Below are 17,068 nucleotides of genomic sequence, written 5' to 3' on the forward strand. Positions count from 1 at the left end.
GACCACCACTTCGAACGGCAAGATAGGGAGGAGACAGGAGCACGTCAATGGGGCGTGCGGCGGCGAAGAGCGTGCGGGAAGGGACCCGATGGGCGAGTTCTGGCCGGTGCCCGACGTACTGGCCCATCTGCGCGGCCGCTGGCGGGTGGAGCGGACCGTGCGCGACCTGGCCAGCGGCGACCTCGGCCGCTTCGAGGGGGTGACCGTTTTCGGCCCGCTGGAGGGCGGCGGCCTGCTGCACCGGGAGTCCGGCACCTTCACCTGGCGGGGCGTCGCCCGGCCCGCCGAGCGGACGCTGCGCTTCCTGCCGGGGCCGGGCGGCACGGCGCGCGTACGGTTCGCGGACGGCCGCCCGTTCCACGACCTGGACCTCTCGACGGGCCGGCACGTCGCCGACCACCCGTGCTCGGCCGACCTCTACCGGGGCGAGTTCACCGTCCGCGACGAGGACCACTGGCGGACGGTCTGGCGGGTGCGCGGTCCGGCCAAGGAGCTGGAGCTGACCACCGACTACGCGCGCAGGGGCTGAGCGGACACCCCGTCGAGGCACAGGCTCCAGCGGCCCGGCCGGCCGGCCACGCCGATCGTCGACAACGAGCGGACGTCGATGCTCCAGTACGTCGCCGGCGGCGCCTTCAGCACGTACACCAGGGCCGCGCGGATGACGGACGGCTCGGCCACGGCCACCGCCCCGCAGCCGTCCTCCAGGGGCCGGGTGTCGAGCCAGCCGCCGAGGCGCCTGATGAAGTCCAGCAGCGACTCCCCGCCGTGCGGTGTGGCCCGTGGGTCGGCGAGCCAGGCGTCCACCGCCCCCGGCTCCCGGGCCATCGCCTCACCCAGGGTCATCCCGCGCCAGCGGCCCATGTCGCAGTCGCGCAGGGCGAGCTGGACCAGCGGGGCGTAACCGAGACCCTCCCCGGTGGCACGGCTGCGCGGGGCCGGCGAGCAGTAGCGCAGATCGGCCGCGGCGAGCGGCAGCAGATCGGGGACGGCCCGCTGCACCTCGTCCCAGCCGGCCCGGTCCAGCGGCCGGTCGTCCTCGAAGCGTTCGGCGAGCACCGAGGAGCTCCCCGCGGCGGCGACGAACGTGACCCGAAGTGCCATGCGGCGATGGTCGGGCGCGGAAGTATCCGGGTCAAGAGGTGCCGCTCCGAACGTTACTCGGGGTTCACCCGGGTCGGGATACGCCGGACAAGTCGCCCGCGCCGCGAGCCGGCCGCGCGATCCCCCGAGGACGGGCGGGCCCGCGATCGCCGGGGCCCGCCTTCCCGGGACGTCCCGGGGGCCCGGTGCGCCCCGGCGGACGGCCACCGGCGCACCCGCGCGGCGTCGGTCCGGCCGGGACCGGCGGACGCCCCGCGGCCCTCGGGCGGGCGCGGGGCGCCGGGCACGGCGGGATGCCGGCGGACCGTGCGGGACACCGTGCGGGACGGCGTCGAGCGGTCATCCCGGCACCTCGTCGCAGGCGCTCCGCAGACGCCGCACCCCTTCCGCGATCTCCCCGGCTCCCGCCACCGCCGCGAAGCTCAGCCTGAGGTGCCCGGCCGGGGGTTCGGCGCTGAAGTACGGGCGGCCGGGGGTGAGGGCGACGCCGGCGCGCAGGGCGGCGGCCGTCAGGGCGGACTCGGCCGTGCCGTCGGGCAGCCGCAGCCACAGGTGGTAGCCGCCGGAGGGGACGTGCGGCAGGGCGAGTTCCGGCAGGTGGAGACGGAGCGCGGCGGCCATGGCGTCCCGACGGACCCGCAACTCGGCCGAGAGCGCGCGCAGATGGCGCGGCCAGGCGGGCGAGCCGACGAGTTCCAGCGCGGCCTCCTGGAGCGGGCGGGGCACGAAGAAGGTGTCGACGACCTGGATGGCCCGCAGCCGCTCCAGCACCGGACCGTGTGCGACGAGGGCGCTCACCCGGAAGCTGGGCGAGGTCGCCTTGGTCAGCGAGCAGACGTGCACCACGACCCCGTCGGGGTCCTCGGCGGCGAGCGGTCGCGGCAGCGGCCCCGCGTCCTCGTGCACCAGCCGCCGGACGAAGTCGTCCTCGATCACGAAGGCGCCCGCCGCGCGGGCGATGCCCAGCACCTCGCCGCGCCGGTCGGGCGCGAGCACGGCGCCGGTGGGGTTCTGGAACAGCGGCTGGCAGACGAAGACCCGGGCGCCGCTCGCCCGGAACGCGTCCGCGAGCAGCGCGGGCCGTACGCCGTCCGCGTCCACCGGGACGGGCACCGGGCGCAGTCCGGCCGCGCGGGCGATGGCCAGCATGCCCGGGTAGGTGGGCGACTCGACGAGGACGGGCGCGCCGGGCGGCGCGAGCGCGCGCAGGGCGGTGGTCAGCGCGGACTGACCGCCCGAGGTGACCAGCACCCCCGCCGCCGTCACCGGCCCCCCGACACTGCGCGCGAACCACTCGCGCAGCTCCGGCAGTCCTTCCACGGGCGGTCTCCCCCAGGCACCCGGCCTGCGCCCGGCCCGGGACAGCGCCGCCGCCATCGCCCGCTCCGGCTGCAGGCAGGGGTGCAGATAACCGCCGCTGAACTCGATCACCCCGGGCGGCGGCGCGGCGAGCGAGACCAGCACCCCGGAGGCGTCCACCGAGCGCGGTACGAGGTCGGCGGCGCCGTCCGCGCTGAGGGCGACCTCCTGCCAGGAGGTGTCCCCGGCGGGAGCGGCCGGGACCCGGGGCCGGGCGCGGAAGGCGCCGGCGCCGGGCCGGGTGACGACCAGGCCCTCGGCGGCGAGCTGCGCCAGTGCCCGGGAGACGGTCACGGGGCTCACCCGGAACCGCTCCACCAGGGCCCGACTGGACGGGAGCTTCTCACCGGGAGAGTAGCGGTCGAGCTCGCTTCGCAGCCGATCCGCCAATTCACCGACGCTGCTACGCTCATGCATGAAAGCACAGAGTAGCGCTACTCCCGCGACCCCGGTAGCGGTCGCCGCCCACCGGGACCGCGCCGGCCTCGGCACCCTCCAGGCCGCCCTGGGCGTCATCGCCTTCTCCCTCACCTTCCCGGCCACCGCCTGGGGCCTGGAGGGCTTCGGCCCCTGGTCGCTGGTGGCCGTGCGCAGCGTGCTCGCGGCACTGGTCGCGGGCGGCTGCCTGCTCGCCGCGGGGGCGCCCCCGCGCGCACGAGGCCGCGCGTGGGGGCGAGGCCGCACGTGGGGGCGGGTTCCGCCGCCCGACCGCCGGCACTGGCCCGGGCTCGCGGTGGTCGGCGCCGGGGTGGTCCTCGGCTTCCCGATGCTGACCACCCTGGCGCTGCAGACCTCGACCACCGCGCACGCGGCGGTCGTGGTGGGGCTCCTTCCGCTGACCACGGCGCTGCTGTCCGCCCTGCGCGTCGGCTCCCGCCCCTCGCGCACCTTCTGGGCCGCGGCCCTGGCCGGAGCCGCCGCCGTCGCGGTGTTCACCGTCCGGCAGAGCGGCGGCGCGCCGACCACGGCCGACCTGTACCTCTTCGCGGCGCTGCTGGTGTGCGCGGCCGGGTACACCGAGGGCGGCCGGCTGGCCCGGGTGATGCCGGGCTGGCAGGTGATCGGCTGGGCCCTGGTGCTGTGCCTGCCGCTCACCGTGCCCGCCGCCGCGATCGCGCTGGCCCTCGAGCCGGTGCGGCTGACCGCGCACAGCGTGGCCGGGCTGCTGTGGGTGGCCGCGGGCTCGCAGTTCCTCGGGCTGGTCGTCTGGTACCGGGGCATGGCGGCGATCGGCATCCCCAAGGCCAGCCAGTTGCAGCTGGCCCAGCCGCTGCTCACACTGGTGTGGTCGGTGCTGCTGCTGAACGAGCGCCTGACGCCGGCCGCCCCGCTGACGGCCGCGGCGGTGCTCGTGTGCATCGCCGTCACGCAACGGACGCGCGCCTGAGGGGTGCGTACGGCCCGCTGCCGGGCGGCGCGCCCCGCCGTAGACTCGAGGCCACGGACCGCTGCTCCCGCACCTGTGAGGAGGCCCCGATGCACGCAACCGTGGGTGACCAGCTTGTCCAGCACGGCAGGGTGGTCGGTCAGCACGACAAGGTCGCCGAGATCGTCGAAGTGATGGGGCAGGAGGGCAACCCGCCCTACCGGGTCCGCTTCGAGGACGGGCACGAGGCCGTGTGCTCGCCCGGCCCCGACTCCGAGATCCGGCACAAGGCCCACCAGCGGTAGGTCAGCGCGGGGGTGTCGCCGGCTGCCGGTAGTGGTCGGCGACCACCCGCGCCATCGCCCCGACCGGGTCGGCCGCCAGCTCGCGGGCGGCGAAGAAGACGTGCCCGCGTGCCGCTGCGTACTTCCCGGCCAGGGCGAGGTGACGGGACAGCTCGGCCGGGTCCTGCCAGGCCGCGGGCTGCGCCGGGTCGCCCGCCTTGTACAGCGCCTCTCCCAGGTAGAGCTGCGTGCCCGACCCCCGTACGACCTCGGCCCACCAGGGGAGCAGCTCGGCGTAGTCGGCGGCGGCGAAGCCGATGTGCCAGTACAGCTGCGGGCAGATGTAGTCGATCCAGTTCTCCCGGGCCCACCGGCGGGTGTCCGCGTGCAGGTCGTCGTACGTCTGCACGCCCGCCCGGGTGCGCGAGCCGAGGGCGTCCGCGTCCGCGTTGCGCCACACCCCGAAGGGGCTGATGCCGAAACGGGTGCCGGGCCGGGCTTCCTTGATCCCGGCCGCCGTCTCGCGCACCAGCCGGTCGACGTTGTCCCGCCGCCACGCGGCCCGGTCCGGGAAGGCGCCGCCGTGGGCGTCGTGGGAGCGGTCGTCGTCGAAGGTCTGGCCGGGCACCGGGTACGGGTAGAAGTAGTCGTCGAAGTGGACCGCGTCCACGGGGTACCGGCGCACCGCGTCGAGCACGGCCTCCCGCACGAAGGCGCGGACCTCGGGCAGCCCCGGGTCGTAGTACAGCTTGCCGCCGTGGGGGACGATCCAGTCGGGGTTCTCGCGGGCCGGGTGGGAGGCGGCCAGCCGGGCCGGGTCGGCGTGGAGGGCGACGCGGTACGGGTTGAACCAGGCGTGCAGCTCCAGACCGCGGGCGTGGGCCTCGGTCACGGCCGTGCCCAGTGGGTCCCAGCCGGGGTGCCGGCCCTGGGTGCCCGTGAGGTACTGCGACCACGGTTCGTACGGCGAGGGCCACAGGGCGTCGGCCGTGGGCCGCACCTGGAGGATCACGGTGTTGAGCCGGGCGCGGACGGCCGCGTCGAGGTGGGCGGTCAGCTCGGCGCGCTGCTGCGCGGCGCTCAGTCCCGGCCGAGAGGGCCAGTCCCGGTTGGCCACGGTGGCCAGCCACACGCCCCGCATCTCGCCGGCCGCCCCGGCGCCGCCCCGTCCCGGGCCGCCCGGTGCTCCGGAGCCGTGCCGCCCCGGCGCGGCCGACGCCTGCGGCATCGTCGCCAGTGCCGCCAGCGCCGCCGTCGCGAACACCCTGCGTGACACACGTCCCATCGCGCCCCCCCCTGGAGCCCGTCGGACCGCCCGGCCGCGGCCCCCCTCGCGCTCAGAATGCCCCACCCCGGCGATCGATCATCGATACTTCGGAGTAACGTGCACGGACGGAGCAGGCACCGGAACCCGGCGGACCTGCCACAGCCGTAAGCAGGAGCGAAGGGAACGATGTGACCGACATCGAACGCGTCGGAGTGGTGGGCTGCGGTCAGATGGGTGCGGGGATCGCCGAGGTGTGCGCCCGGGCCGGTCTGGAGGTCAAGGTCGCCGAGACCACCGGCGAAGCCCTGGAGATAGGCCGTACCCGGCTGTTCAACTCCCTGTCCAAGGCGGCCGAGCGCGGCAAGATCACCGCGGAGGAGCTCCAGGACACCCAGGCGCGGCTGAGCTTCACCACGGACCTCGGCGAGTTCGCCGACCGTGACCTGGTGATCGAGGCCGTCGTCGAGAACGAGCAGGTCAAGACGGAGATCTTCCAGGTGCTGGACCAGGTGGTGACCCGTCCGGACGCGGTCCTGGCCTCCAACACCTCCTCCATCCCGCTGGTGAAGCTGGCGGTCGCCACCTCGCGGCCCGACCACGTGATCGGCATCCACTTCTTCAACCCGGCGCCGGTGCAGAAGCTGGTGGAGCTGATCCCGGCGCTCACCACCTCCGAAGGCACGCTGAGCCGTGCCCAGATGTTCACCGAGAAGGTGCTGGGCAAGCACGCGATCCGCGCCCAGGACCGCTCCGGCTTCGTGGTCAACGCGCTGCTGATCCCGTACCTGCTCTCGGCGATCCGGATGTTCGAGTCGGGCATCGCCAGCCGGGAGGACATCGACAACGGCATGGAGATGGGCTGCGCCCACCCGATGGGCCCGCTGAAGCTGTCCGACCTGATCGGTCTGGACACGGTGGCCTCGGTCGCCCACTCGATGTACGAGGAGTACAAGGAGCCGCTGTACGCCGCTCCCCCGCTGCTCCAGCGCATGGTCGACGCGGGCCGGCTGGGCCGCAAGACGGGCTCGGGCTTCTACACCTACGGCTGACGCCCCGACCGCGGGCCCGGCACCTCCCCGGTGCCGGGCCCGCGGCGTCAGGGCAAGGTGTCCTGCCCGGACCGGAGACGGTGCAGCAGGAGCAACGCGGCCGCCATGGTGGCGGCCGGGACCTCGCCGCGGGCGATCAGGTCGGGGACCAGCCCGAGGGGCACCCACTCCCGGCGGTCCGACTCGAAGTCGTCCACGGGGTGGCCGACGTACTCGCCCTCGTCGGCCCAGTAGACGTGGTGCCGGGCGTCGGTGAGGCCGTTGGACGGCTCCGTGCTCATGAGGTGGCGCAGGGGGCCCGGCCGCCAGCCGGTCTCCTCCTCCAGTTCCCTGGCGGCCGCCCCGACGGCGTCCTCGCCGTCCTCGACCACGCCCGCCGCGAGTTCCCACCCCCAGCTGTCGGTGATGAAACGGTGGCGCCGGAGCAGGAGGACCTCGTTGGCCCCGTTCACCACCGTGGCCACGGCGACGGGCCGCAACCGTATGAGGAAGTGGTCGAGGTGCCGGCCGTCCGGCAGTTCGACATCCGCGAGATTCACCCGGAACCAGCGGTTCGCATAGACGGTCCGTTCGTTCTGCTTCGTCCACTGCACGGTCCTGCCACCTTCCGACGGGTAAGGGGCAATATCGCAGCAGGAATGATCCGGCAGCAGGCGCACGGGAGGCCGCCCACGGCGCAGCGGAAGGCGCGGAGGAGGCGCACGCCGGACACGGTGCCCCTGAACCGCCCCTGTCCCACAGCGGTACTACAGCGGTACGCGCAGCGCCCCGTCGATGAGTTCGGCCGCCTCGGCCGTGCCGGCGCAGCCGCTGCGCGCGAGGTGCTCGCGCACCGCCCGCAGTCGGTCGCGCAGCCGCTGCGACTCCATGCCGCGGGCCTGCTCGGCCATCCGCACCGCGATGGCCACCGCGCGGTCGGCGTTGCCCTGACGCAGTTCGACGGTGCTCAGCATGGCCAGCCGGTGCACCCGGCCCCGGTCGTGCGCGGGGGTGTCCACGGCCGCCGCGGCGTGCTCACCGGCCGCCGCCACCTCGCCGAGGCTCAGCAGCGCCTCCGCCACCTGGACGTTGACCAGGCCGGGCTGGACGTAACCGGTCTCGTCGGGTTCGCACCCGCGCCGGATGCGTTCGGCCGCCTGCTCGGCCCGCCGGATGCAGGCCAGCGCGTTCGCACCGTCGCCGAGGTGCGCGTAGGCCTTGGCCTGCATCGCGTACAGGTCGGAGGCGAGCGCCGGGGTGGTGTGCCGGCCGGCCGCGCGCAGTGCCGCCTCCGCGAACGCGACGGCCTGCCGGTACTCCCGCAGGTACAGCGACTGGTTGACCAGCAGCGCCGTCACATACGCGCCCAGGCCCCGGTCCCCGCTGGCCTTCGCGAGCCTCAGCGCCTGGTGGAAGTAGCGCTGGGCCAGGCCGTGCGCGTCGGAGTCGTACGCGCAGATACCGGCGACCGCCACCAATCCGCCGGTGGCCCGGTGCAGTTGCCGGCCGGTGGCGTCGGTGTATCTGCCGCGCAGCAGCGGGGCGGCCTCGGCGTGGAGGAAGCCGACGATCCGGGCGCGCGTCGCGATGCCGCCGACCTTGCGGTACATCTGCTCGTAGTGGGTGCGGGCGGCGCGCAGCATGTCGAGGTCGCCCGGTGTGACCGGGTGCCGGCCGCCGCGGGAGACGTCCGCGTCCTCGGGCGGGTTCTCCCACTCCCACACGGGCGTCACGGCGGGCGTGCCGGTGACCGCGGGCGCGCCGAGGAGGTGCGGGCGCTGCTGCTGGTCGGAGCGCCACAGGGCGGTGGCGCGCTCGACGAACCCGGACAGCGAGCCGGTGTGCCCGGCGGACGGCCCGCCGGGCACGCCGAGGCCGATGTCGTCGAGGGTGACCGGGCGGTGCAGCCGGGCGGCGAGCACCTCGCAGATCAGGTCGGGCACCTGGCCCCGGGGCCGCTGCCCCTTCAACCACCGGGCGACGGCCGTGTGTTCGTACCGCAGCGACAGACCGCGCGCCCGTCCAGCCTGGTTGACGTGCGCGGCCAGGCCCGCGTGCGAGATCCCGGCCTCGTCCAGGATCGCGTCGAGCAGGGTGTTGGGCTGCATGCGGCCCCCCGGTGGATCGGTGCCGTCAGAGTAGTGGCGCTCCGTTCACACGGGGTGTGAACGGAGTACCCGAATCCGCAGCGTGTGCGCGCTGTCGCGGAGAGTTCCCGGTCGGTTGACTGGCTTGTCTCGAAAGAGGCCGGCCGGGCCGCCGGCTCCCCCTCGTACAGTGCGGCGGCCCGTTCCCGCGCCGTCCGCCCGGCCGCCTGCCCGACACTCCGTGGCGGGGCGGACGGCGCACGGCCCCGTCGGCTCCCCCTCTCACCTCACGCCGGGAACTGCAGCTGGTCGGTCGGGGGCGGGTCCGCCGCGGCCGGGCGCGCGGCTCCCCGCACCCCTGCGGGGGCGCGCCGGGGCGGACGCTCGTTCCCGATGATCAGCAGGGCCACGTCGTCCTCGGGCGGTCCGACCGTGTGGCGCAGCAGCGCCCCGAGGACCGTGCGCAGCACGGTCCTCGGGGCGACCGGGTGCTCGCCCGCGGCGTCGGTGAGGACCTCGCGCAGGGGGAAGAACCGGCCGTCGGCGTCCCGTGCCTCCTCGGCTCCGTCCGTGTGCAGGACGAGGGCGTCGCCGGGCAGCAGGCGTCCGCAGGCAACGACGGGGAGTTCGGGCGGCAGCGGGAACGGGCCGAGGGGCGGGAGCGGGTCGGCGCGGGCGAGCGGATCGGCACGGGCGCCGCTCAGCAGATACGGCCAGGGGTGCCCGCAGTTCAGGGCCCGCACCTCTCCGTCCGGGAGGATCTCCAGCACCAGTACGGTGACGAACTCCTCGCAGACCGGGGCGTCCGCGGTGCCCGCGGGAGCGTGCTCGTCCCCGGCCCGCTCCCGCAGGTGCCGGGCCACCGCCCGCTCCAACCGGCGCAGCACCCCGGCCAGTTCGGCCTCGTCGTGCACGGCCTCGCGGAAGCTGCCGAGGACGGCGGCGACGGTCCCGACGGCGCCGAGCCCGTGCCCGCGGACGTCGCCGATGACGGCCCGTACACCGTGCTCGGTGGCGACCACCTCGTACAGATCGCCGCCGATCCGGGCCCCCCGGTCGGCCGGCAACTGGACGGCGGCGACGGCCAGTCCGTCGACGTGCGGGGGCGGCGTCCGCAGCAGCGCGCTCTGCGCGGCCTCGGCGACCCGGCGGACCTGCCGCAGTTCGCGCAGCATCCTGTGCCGGACGTGCAGCACCAGCCCGGTGCAGACCGCGCACAGCACGGCGCTGCTGACCAGACGCGCGCAGAGGGCGTCGTCCCGGGCGAGCGGGCAGGTCAGCCGGTAGGCCACCGCGGTGGCCCCCAGGGCCACGGGCAGGGCGAGGTCGCGCACCCGGCGCCGGCCGCCCGGCCGGACGGCGGCACGGCGGCCGCCCGTGCGGGACCTAAGCGGAAGGCGGAAAGGGGCGGGAGCCCTCGAGGCGGGCCGGGGCGGCACCCAGCGGGGAGTCCCAGCCTTGAAGCGGATCATGCTGATGGCCCCCCATATAGGCCCTGACAGCCATATAGGCCCTGACAGCGCGGACCGGCCCGGAAAGGCCGGTCCGATTCTGTCGACCGCATGCCCCGATCCGGACGTATCGCCCGGAATTGTCACCCGAACGAGTGAGGTGACCGGCGGTACGGGGGCGTGAGGGGCGTGCGCCGTCAGAAGGGGCGCGAGGGGCCGCGCCGTCCCGAGGCACGCGCGTGCCTCGGGACGGCGCGGTCGCCGCGGCGGCTAGCCCCTCAGGACGGCTCCGGTGCGCTCGCCGGCGAGGGCGACCGCCGACTCCCGGGCCGCCGACGCCTCGTCGACGGTCAGGGTCCGGTCGCCCGCGCGGAACCGCAGCGCGTACGCCAGCGACTTGCGGCCCTCGCCCAGCTGCTCGGCGTTCTCGTACACGTCGAACAGGCGGATGGACTCCAGCAGTTCACCGGCGCCCTCGCGCAGCGCGGTCTCGACGTCCGAGGCGGGCACGGACGCGTCGACGACCAGCGCGACGTCCTGCGTGGCGACCGGGAAGGTGGAGATGCCCGGCGCCTGCGGGGTGTCGTCGCCCACCTGCTCCAGGGCGTCCAGGTCCAGCTCCATCGCACAGGTGCGCGCGGGCAGGCCCAGGGTCTTCAGGACGCCCGGGTGCAGTTCGCCGGCGTGGCCGATGACCTGCTCGGTGCCGTCGGCGGTGACCACCAGCTCGGCGCAGCGGCCCGGGTGCCACGGGCCGTACCGGCCCTTGCGGACGACGAGTTCGGCGCCGGCCTCGCGGGCGACGGTCCGGGCGGCCTCCACCGCGTCGGCCCAGTCGGCCGGGCGGCCCTTGCCCCACCAGCCGGCCTGCTCACGGGCCCCGGCGAGGACCACGGCGACGTGCCGCGGCTGCTCGGGCAGCGCGGCGTTCAGCCCGGCGAGCTCCTCGTCGGTGGGCCGCCGGTCCACGGGCAGCCGGACGGCGGTCCGCTGCTCCTCGCCGGGGAGGAAGACCAGACCGGTCTCGAACAGGGCGAGGTCGTGGCTGCCGCGTCCGTCGTTGCGGCGCAGCGCGCCGAGCAGGCCCGGCAGCAGCGAGGTGCGCAGCGCCGGCTCCTCGTCGCTGAGCGGGTTGGTCAGCTTCACCACGCGGCGGGCCGGGTCGTCGGCGTCCAGGCCGAGCTGGTCGAAGACCTGCTCGGCGATGAAGGGGTAGTTCGGCGCCTCGACGTACCCGGCACCGGCCAGGGCCCGGCCGATCCGGCGGTGCAGCCGCTGCCGCCCGGTCAGGCCGCGTCCGGCGGGCGGCCGGGGCAGCGTGGAGGGCAGGTTCTCGTAGCCCTCCAGGCGGATGACCTCTTCGGCCAGGTCGTTCGGGTCGGTGAGGTCGGGCCGCCAGGACGGCACGGTGACGATCAGCTCGTCCTTCCCGCCCGCCTCACGGACACCGCTGCCCGACGGCGCGTTCCACGCGGCCGTGTTCCCCACGACGTCGCAGCCGACCTCCTGGAGGCGGCGGACGACGGTCTCCCGGCCGTAGGCGACGCCCGCGACCCTGTCCGGGTGGTCCACCGGGATGGTGAGGGTGCGCGGCGCGGTCGGGGCGACGACCTCGGTGACCCCGGCCTCGGCGGTGCCGCCGGCGAGCAGCACCAGCAGGTCGACGGTGCGCTGCGCGGCAGCGGCGGCGGCCTGCGGGTCGACACCGCGCTCGAAGCGGCGGGACGCCTCGGAGGACAGCCTGTGGCGGCGGGCGGTGCGCGCGACGGACACCGCGTCGAAGTGCGCGGCCTCGATGACCACGTCGGTCGACGCGTTCTCGGTGGCGTCGTGATCGGCGATCTCCGTGTTGGCGCCGCCCATGACGCCGGCGAGGCCGATGGGGCCGCGCTCGTCGGTGATGACCAGGTCCTCCGGGTCGAGCGTGCGCTGGACCCCGTCGAGGGTGGTGAGCTTCTCGCCCGGCTCGGCCCGGCGCACGCCGATGGTGCCCTGGACCAGGTTGCGGTCGTAGGCGTGCAGCGGCTGGCCGAGCTCCATCATCACGTAGTTGGTGACGTCGACGGCGAGCGAGATCGGGCGCATGCCGACCTTCTGCAGCCGGCGCTTCAGCCAGATCGGGGAGCGCGCCTCGGGGCTGAGGCCGGTCACCGTGCGGGCGGTGAAGCGGTCGCAGCCGACGGGGTCGGAGACCTTCACCGGGTAGCCGAAGGCGTTCGGGCCGGGCACGTCGAGCAGCGCCGGGTCGCGCAGCGGCAGGCCGTAGGCGATGGCGGTCTCGCGGGCCACGCCGCGCATCGACAGGCAGTAGCCGCGGTCCGGGGTGACGGCGATGTCGAGGACCTCGTCGACCAGTTCGAGCAGTTCGACGGCGTCCTTGCCGATCTCGGTCTCCGGCGGCAGCACGATGATGCCCTTGGAGCCGTCGTCGCCCATGTCCAGCTCGTCGCTGGAGCAGATCATGCCGCGCGACACCCGGCCGTAGGTCTTGCGCTCGGCGATCTGGAAGTCGCCGGGCAACACGGCACCGGGCAGCGCGACGACGACCTTGTCGCCGACGGCGAAGTTGCGGGCGCCGCAGATGATCTCCTGCGGCTCGCCGGTGCCGTTGGCCTCGCCGACGTCGACGGTGCAGAAGCGGATCGGCTTCTTGAAGCCCTCCAGCTCCTCGATGGTGGCGACCCGGCCCACCACGAGGGGGCCCTTGAGGTCGGCGCCGAGGTGGTCGACGGTCTCGACCTCGAGGCCGGCCGAAATGAGCTTGGCCTGGACGTCCCGGCCGGTCTCCGTCGCCGGCAGGTCGACGTACTCCCGCAGCCAAGAAAGCGGGACCCGCATCAGATCTCCATCCCGAACGGCCGGGTGAACCGGACGTCACCCTCGACCATGTCTCGCATGTCCTCGACGTTGTGGCGGAACATCAGCATCCGCTCGATGCCGAACCCGAAGGCGAAGCCGCTGTACTTCTCCGGGTCGACGCCGCAGGCGGTGAGCACCCGCGGGTTGACCATGCCGCAGCCGCCGAGCTCGATCCAGCCCTCGGACGAGCAGGTGCGGCAGGGCCGGTCGGGGTTGCCGACGGACTCGCCCTTGCAGACGTAGCAGAGCATGTCCATCTCGGCGCTCGGCTCGGTGAAGGGGAAGAAGTTCGGCCGCAGCCGGGTCTTCATGCCCTCGCCGAACAGCGACTGCACCATGTGGTCCAGCGTGCCCTTGAGGTCCGCCATGGTCAGGCCCTCGTCGACGGCGAGGAGCTCGACCTGGTGGAACACCGGGGTGTGGGTGGCGTCCAGTTCGTCGGTGCGGTAGACGCGGCCGGGGCAGATCACGTAGACCGGCAGCTCGCGGTCGAGCAGGGAGCGGATCTGCACGGGCGAGGTGTGGGTGCGCAGCACGACACCGGACTCGGTGCCGCCCCGGGGACCCTGCACGAAGAAGGTGTCGTGCTCCCCGCGGGCCGGGTGGTCCGGGCCGATGTTGAGGGCGTCGAAGTTGAACCACTCGGCCTCGACCTCGGGTCCCTCGGCGACCTCGTAGCCCATGGCCACGAAGACGTCCTCGATGCGCTCCGACAGGGTGGTCAGCGGGTGGCGGGCGCCGGCCGGGACGCGGTCGTGGGGCAGCGTGACGTCCACGGCCTCCTCGACCAGCACGCGGGCGTCCCGCTCCGCCTCGAGCTCGGCCTGGCGGGCGGCGAGGCCCTTGTTCACGGCACCGCGCGCCTGGCCCACGCGCTTGCCGGCGTCGGCCTTGGCGTGCGGGGGCAGGGCGCCGATCTCGCGGTTGGCGAGGGCCAGCGGTGAGGTGGGGCCGGTGTGGGCGACCTTGGCCTCGTGGAGCGCGTCGAGGGAGTCCGCGGCGGCGAAGGCGGCGAGCGCCTCGTCCCGCATGCGCTCGATCTCTTCCGGTTTCAACGCCTCGACCTCGACAGGGTCGTACGACTTATTGGGTGCCGACATCTCTTCCCGTGCTTCCGATTGGCTGGCTGATGGTCCCCGTCACCGACTCGTGGCCGGCCCCTCGACGAATCCTCCGCCGTCCGCGAGGTTCGCCCGGGATCCGTCCGAGACCCGTCTCGGGACACAAAGGTGCCAAGGGTCGAGTCTAACGGGGTGGGGAGGAACGGATGTGCCCGCGGGCCGCTCAGGCGAGATACGCCGGTGCCCCCACGGGCAGCGTAAATCGGAACTGGGCGCCGCCCTCGGGGGCGCGTCCGACCGTGATGGTGCCGCCGTGGGCCTCGACGATGCCCTTGACGATGTACAGCCCCAGGCCCGTCCCGCCACGCTTGCTGCCCCGCCAGAAGCGGGTGAAGACGCGGTTCATGGACTCCTCCGGGATGCCGGGCCCCTCGTCGCTCACGGTGACCGACGTGGCTGCGTGCTCGGCGCCGTCCCGTTCGCGCGGGGACACCGAGGGCGTGATGTCGATGGTGACGTTTCCCTCGCCGTGGCGCACCGCATTTTCCAGCAGGTTGCCGAGCACCTGGTCGATCTTGTCCGGGTCGGCCCACAAATCGGGCAGCGGGTGCTGGACCCGCAGCAGGAACCGGTCGGCCGGCTGCCCGGCGGCGACGTACGCCTGGATGTGCCGTCCGACGGCGGCGCCGATGTCGACGGGCTGGCGCCGCACCTCCAGGCGCCCGGAGTCGATGCGCGATATGTCGAGCAGTTCGGCGATGAGCCGGGTGACCCGGTCGGCGTCGGCGTCGACGGTCTCCAGCATCAGCCGCTTCTGGTCGTCGGTGAACCGCTCCCACTTGGCGAGCAGGGTGGCGGTGAAGCCCTTGACGGAGGTGAGCGGGGAGCGCAGTTCGTGGGCGACGGTGGCGATCAGCTCGGCGTGGCTGCGCTCGGTGCGGCGCCGGGCCTCGGTGTCGCGCAGGGTGACGACGACGCGGTGGACCGGCCCGGTGGGCCGGGTGCGGACGTAGCGCGCCGAGACGAGGACCTCGCGTCCGCCGGGCAGCAGCAGGTTGCGCTCGGGCTGGCCCACCCGGATGGCGAGGCCGCCGTAGGGGTCGGTGAGCTGCCACCAGCGGCGGCCCTCCAGGTCCTCTAACGGCAGGGCCGCCTCGAGCCGCTGCCCGAGGGCCCGCTCGGCGGGGACGGCCGTGATGCGCACGGCCGCCGTGTTGAAGCAGATCACCCGCCCGTGCTCGTCGGCGACGACGAGTCCGTCGGGCAGCTGGTCGGGGTCGATGCCGAGCTCGGCGTGATCACCGGGCCGGGACGCGGGCGGGCGCGCCGTCCGCCGTGCTCCCGGTGCGCTGCTCGTACCGACGCTCATCCCCGTATCCCACCTCTCGGACCTTCCTCGGGGCGCCCCGTGCTCGAGCCCTGCCGAGAGCTTGGGGGAGGGTCCCCGAGCTGGTCACCCTACTAGTTCCCGGTGACGGAGCGGCACCCTCCGACGGCGCGCTGTGCACGCGCCGACGCGTAGAGACATACGGCGGCGGCGGTCGCCAGGTTCAGGCTCTCCGCCTTTCCGTGGATCGGGACGCGCACGACGGCGTCGGTGAGCGCGCGGGTCTCCTCCGGGAGCCCCCAGGCCTCGTTGCCGAAGACCCACGCGGTCGGCCCGCCCATGGTGCTCTTGTCCAGCTCGTCGTCGAGGTCGCGGTCACCGGCGCCGTCGGCGGCGAGCACCCTCACTCCCGTGCCCCTCAGTCCGGCCACGGCCTGCTCGACGGGGACGCCGATCGCGACGGGCAGGTGGAACAGGGAGCCGACGGAGGCGCGGACGGCCTTGGGGTTGTACAGGTCGACGGAGGCGTCGGTGAGCACCACGGCCTCGGCTCCGGCCGCGTCGGCGCAGCGCAGCACGGTGCCGGCGTTCCCGGGGTCGCGCACGTGGGCGAGGACGGCGACGAGCCGGGGCCGGGCGGCGAGGATCTGTTCGAAGGGCGTGTCCAGGAACCGGCAGACCCCGACGAGCCCCTGCGGGGTGACGGTGGTGGAGATGTCGGCGATCACCTGCTCGGAGGCGAGGTGGACACGGGCTCCGGCGCCCCGGGCCCCACCGACGATGTCGGCGTACCGCTCGGCGGCCTCGGGCGTGGTGAACAGCTCGACGAGCGTGGGGACCGGCCCCTCCCGGTGCGCGGCGGCCTCCCGCACGGCCTGCGGCCCCTCGGCGAGGAACAGCCGCTCCTTCCCCCGGAAGTTCCGCTTGGCCAGCCGCCGAGCGGCCAGGACGCGGGGGGAACGGGAGGAGATCGGCTCGGGGACGGCAGGGGCCATGCTGGTCACTTTCGGTAGCTCGTCGATCTGCGGCGGCACGGTCTTTCCGCGGCGGCGCCCAGCCGGCAGCGGCGGTGCCGGACGGCCGCGGGCATCCGCGGCGCACAAGCGACGGACCCGCGGGTTTCCACCCGCGGGTCCGTCCATGGCGTCGGCTCGGGCCGGCGCCGGCGTCACGCAGCCTTGGGCGCGTTCACGTCCGCCGGCAGCGCCTTCTGCGCGACCTCGACGAGCGCGGCGAAGGCGGTGGCGTCGTTGACGGCCAGCTCGGCCAGGATCTTGCGGTCGACCTCGACGTTCGCGGCCTTCAGACCCTGGATGAAGCGGTTGTACGTGATGCCGTTGGCGCGGGCAGCGGCGTTGATGCGCTGGATCCACAGCTGACGGAAGTCGCCCTTGCGCTTCTTGCGGTCGTTGTAGTTGTAGACCAGCGAGTGGGTGACCTGCTCCTTGGCCTTGCGGTACAGGCGCGAACGCTGACCGCGGTAGCCGGAGGCCTGCTCGAGGATCGCCCGGCGCTTCTTGTGGGCGTTGACTGCCCGCTTGACGCGTGCCACTTCTTAACTCCTTGTAGCGGGGCCGCGGTGGTGCGCACACGGCCCGAAATCGATTGGGTCCCGGTCTGACGTACGTACGGCGCTCGCGCGCCGGGGCGTCACTTGCCGAGAAGCTTCTTGATCTTCGCGGCGTCGCCCGGGGCCATCTCGGCGTTGCCGGTGAGGCGACGCGTCACGCGGGACGACTTGTGCTCGAGCAGGTGGCGCTTGCCGGCGCGCTCGCGGAGCACCTTGCCGGAGCCGGTGATCTTGAAGCGCTTGCTGGCACCGCTGTGCGACTTGTTCTTCGGCATAGCGCCGTTCTCTCCTCGTCGGTGGCGCTC

At 74.3% G+C, this 17,068-nt stretch carries 16 protein-coding genes; 4 read left to right on the top strand and 12 right to left on the bottom strand.

The genetic code is table 11. The features are described 5' to 3' along the window. Positions 1–88: 88 nt before the first annotated feature. Entirely contained in the window at positions 89–529 is a 441-nt protein-coding gene (locus tag CP969_RS08895; protein ID WP_016827035.1) for a DUF6314 family protein, read from the top strand. Here the strand turns inward: CP969_RS08895 and CP969_RS08900 are convergent. Together CP969_RS08900 and CP969_RS08905 are read right to left on the bottom strand one after the other, a co-directional pair. Beyond that, the gene (locus tag CP969_RS08900; RefSeq protein WP_016827034.1) at positions 511–1,104 is read right to left on the bottom strand and encodes a histidine phosphatase family protein; all 594 of its coding nucleotides are present in this window, start codon (positions 1,102–1,104) and stop codon (positions 511–513) included. The two genes, CP969_RS08895 and CP969_RS08900, sit on opposite strands and share 19 nt — an antisense overlap. 339 nt (positions 1,105–1,443) lie before the next feature. After that, entirely contained in the window at positions 1,444–2,880 is a 1,437-nt protein-coding gene (locus CP969_RS08905) for an aminotransferase-like domain-containing protein (RefSeq protein ID WP_004990421.1), read from the bottom strand. On the opposite strand from CP969_RS08905, the gene CP969_RS08910 reads away from it, so the two are divergent. Beyond that, the gene (locus tag CP969_RS08910; protein WP_016827032.1) at positions 2,879–3,850 is read left to right on the top strand and encodes a DMT family transporter; all 972 of its coding nucleotides are present in this window, start codon (positions 2,879–2,881) and stop codon (positions 3,848–3,850) included. The two genes, CP969_RS08905 and CP969_RS08910, sit on opposite strands and share 2 nt — an antisense overlap. 89 nt (positions 3,851–3,939) lie before the next feature. Then, entirely contained in the window at positions 3,940–4,134 is a 195-nt protein-coding gene (locus tag CP969_RS08915; RefSeq protein WP_004990418.1) for a DUF1918 domain-containing protein, read from the top strand. A 1-nt stretch (position 4,135) separates the two neighbouring features. Here CP969_RS08915 and CP969_RS08920 read toward each other — a convergent pair whose 3' ends face one another. Further along, positions 4,136–5,398, bottom strand: a complete 1,263-nt coding sequence (locus CP969_RS08920) for a glycoside hydrolase family 10-like protein (protein WP_171817509.1) — start codon at positions 5,396–5,398, stop codon at positions 4,136–4,138. A gap of 170 nt (positions 5,399–5,568) precedes the next feature. Between CP969_RS08920 and CP969_RS08925 the strand changes: the two genes are divergently transcribed. Next, positions 5,569–6,429, top strand: a complete 861-nt coding sequence (locus CP969_RS08925; RefSeq protein WP_004990415.1) for a 3-hydroxybutyryl-CoA dehydrogenase — start codon at positions 5,569–5,571, stop codon at positions 6,427–6,429. A 47-nt stretch (positions 6,430–6,476) separates the two neighbouring features. Here CP969_RS08925 and CP969_RS08930 read toward each other — a convergent pair whose 3' ends face one another. From CP969_RS08930 to rpmI, 9 genes are all read right to left on the bottom strand, one after another. Next, entirely contained in the window at positions 6,477–7,022 is a 546-nt protein-coding gene (locus tag CP969_RS08930; protein ID WP_016827030.1) for an NUDIX hydrolase, read from the bottom strand. A gap of 153 nt (positions 7,023–7,175) precedes the next feature. After that, positions 7,176–8,516 carry a hypothetical protein gene (locus tag CP969_RS08935; protein WP_016827029.1) on the bottom strand — a complete coding sequence of 447 codons (1,341 nt, stop codon included), beginning with the start codon at positions 8,514–8,516 and terminating at the stop codon, positions 7,176–7,178. Positions 8,517–8,782: 266 nt separating this feature from the next. Beyond that, complete coding sequence (locus CP969_RS08940) at positions 8,783–9,829, bottom strand: PP2C family protein-serine/threonine phosphatase (protein ID WP_016827028.1); 1,047 nt, start codon at positions 9,827–9,829, stop codon at positions 8,783–8,785. A 387-nt stretch (positions 9,830–10,216) separates the two neighbouring features. Then, positions 10,217–12,784, bottom strand: coding sequence for a phenylalanine--tRNA ligase subunit beta (gene pheT / locus CP969_RS08945; protein WP_016827027.1), 2,568 nt, complete (start codon positions 12,782–12,784; stop codon positions 10,217–10,219). Continuing rightward, entirely contained in the window at positions 12,784–13,905 is a 1,122-nt protein-coding gene (pheS, locus tag CP969_RS08950) for a phenylalanine--tRNA ligase subunit alpha (RefSeq protein ID WP_050793811.1), read from the bottom strand. The genes pheT and pheS overlap by 1 nt, the downstream gene beginning before the upstream one ends. A gap of 184 nt (positions 13,906–14,089) precedes the next feature. Beyond that, the gene (locus CP969_RS08955; RefSeq protein WP_004990404.1) at positions 14,090–15,235 is read right to left on the bottom strand and encodes a sensor histidine kinase; all 1,146 of its coding nucleotides are present in this window, start codon (positions 15,233–15,235) and stop codon (positions 14,090–14,092) included. Between the two features lie 92 nt (positions 15,236–15,327). Next, complete coding sequence (locus tag CP969_RS08960; RefSeq protein ID WP_026085321.1) at positions 15,328–16,188, bottom strand: TrmH family RNA methyltransferase; 861 nt, start codon at positions 16,186–16,188, stop codon at positions 15,328–15,330. Positions 16,189–16,361: 173 nt separating this feature from the next. After that, the gene (rplT, locus tag CP969_RS08965) at positions 16,362–16,745 is read right to left on the bottom strand and encodes a 50S ribosomal protein L20 (RefSeq protein WP_004933571.1); all 384 of its coding nucleotides are present in this window, start codon (positions 16,743–16,745) and stop codon (positions 16,362–16,364) included. 98 nt (positions 16,746–16,843) lie between these two features. Continuing rightward, a complete protein-coding gene (gene rpmI / locus CP969_RS08970; RefSeq protein ID WP_003977225.1) occupies positions 16,844–17,038 on the bottom strand; it encodes a 50S ribosomal protein L35 in 195 nt (64 codons plus the stop codon). Positions 17,039–17,068 lie beyond the last annotated feature (30 nt).

The sequence above is a fragment of the Streptomyces viridosporus T7A genome (assembly GCF_008704515.1).
Taxonomy (GTDB): Bacteria; Actinomycetota; Actinomycetes; order Streptomycetales; family Streptomycetaceae; genus Streptomyces; species Streptomyces viridosporus.

Excerpts from the sequence above, each read along its gene's own strand:
- CP969_RS08920 (WP_171817509.1), bottom strand. The coding sequence starts at position 5,398 with ATGGGACGTGTGTCACGCAGGGTGTTCGCGACGGCGGCGCTGGCGGCA.
- CP969_RS08935 (WP_016827029.1), bottom strand. The coding sequence starts at position 8,516 with ATGCAGCCCAACACCCTGCTCGACGCGATCCTGGACGAGGCCGGGATC.
- CP969_RS08915 (WP_004990418.1), top strand. The coding sequence starts at position 3,940 with ATGCACGCAACCGTGGGTGACCAGCTTGTCCAGCACGGCAGGGTGGTC.
- CP969_RS08895 (WP_016827035.1), top strand. The coding sequence starts at position 89 with ATGGGCGAGTTCTGGCCGGTGCCCGACGTACTGGCCCATCTGCGCGGC.
- pheS (WP_050793811.1), bottom strand. The coding sequence starts at position 13,905 with ATGTCGGCACCCAATAAGTCGTACGACCCTGTCGAGGTCGAGGCGTTG.
- CP969_RS08910 (WP_016827032.1), top strand. The coding sequence starts at position 2,879 with ATGAAAGCACAGAGTAGCGCTACTCCCGCGACCCCGGTAGCGGTCGCC.
- CP969_RS08960 (WP_026085321.1), bottom strand. The coding sequence starts at position 16,188 with ATGGCCCCTGCCGTCCCCGAGCCGATCTCCTCCCGTTCCCCCCGCGTC.
- rpmI (WP_003977225.1), bottom strand. The coding sequence starts at position 17,038 with ATGCCGAAGAACAAGTCGCACAGCGGTGCCAGCAAGCGCTTCAAGATC.
- pheT (WP_016827027.1), bottom strand. The coding sequence starts at position 12,784 with ATGCGGGTCCCGCTTTCTTGGCTGCGGGAGTACGTCGACCTGCCGGCG.
- CP969_RS08905 (WP_004990421.1), bottom strand. The coding sequence starts at position 2,880 with ATGCATGAGCGTAGCAGCGTCGGTGAATTGGCGGATCGGCTGCGAAGC.
- CP969_RS08955 (WP_004990404.1), bottom strand. The coding sequence starts at position 15,235 with ATGAGCGTCGGTACGAGCAGCGCACCGGGAGCACGGCGGACGGCGCGC.
- CP969_RS08900 (WP_016827034.1), bottom strand. The coding sequence starts at position 1,104 with ATGGCACTTCGGGTCACGTTCGTCGCCGCCGCGGGGAGCTCCTCGGTG.